This window comes from Dactylosporangium salmoneum (assembly GCF_039532525.1).
In the GTDB taxonomy this organism is placed as follows: domain Bacteria; phylum Actinomycetota; class Actinomycetes; order Mycobacteriales; family Micromonosporaceae; genus Dactylosporangium; species Dactylosporangium salmoneum.
The window spans coordinates 1-584 of record NZ_BAAARV010000154.1; the positions used below are offsets into that span (position 1 = coordinate 1).

At 70.0% G+C, this 584-nt stretch carries 1 pseudogene; it reads left to right on the plus strand.

From position 1 onward, the window contains the following. Nucleotides 1-31 precede the first annotated feature (31 nt). A pseudogene (locus ABD352_RS57445) lies at nt 32-584 on the plus strand (IS5 family transposase); the annotation flags it as partial.

The window sequence follows — 584 nt, forward strand, 5'->3', positions numbered from 1 at the left end:
AGCTGTGCGGCGAGGCGAGCAGCCGCCGTGGATCGTGCCCGACGGGTTGTGGCAACGCATTGAACCGTTGCTGCCCAAGCCCGTGCCACGCGATCCACGGCGCCCGGGGCGGAACCGGATCCCAGATCGGCAGGTGTTGTCCGGGATCCTGTTCGTGCTGCACACCGGCATCCAATGGGAGTTCCTGCCGCAGGAACTCGGGTTCGGGTCCGGGATGACCTGTTGGCGCCGCCTCGAGGAGTGGAACTTCGCCGGAGTGTGGCAGCAGCTGCACGAGTTGCTCCTGGCCGAACTGCACGCCGCAGGGAAACTGGACTGGTCCCGGGCGGTCATCGACTCCTCCCACGTCCGCGCCGCTCGCCGCGGCCCAAAAGCGGACCGAGCCCGGTCGACCGCGCCAGAGCGGGCTCGAAGCACCACGTCCTGACCGAGGGCGCCGGCATCCCGCTGTGCGCCTCGCTGACCGGCGGTAACCGCAACGACGTCACCGAACTCCTGCCACTGATCGACAAGATCCCGCCCGTGCGGGGCCGCCGCGGCCGGCCCCGACAGCGACCCGACCAGATGTTCGCCGACCGCGCCTA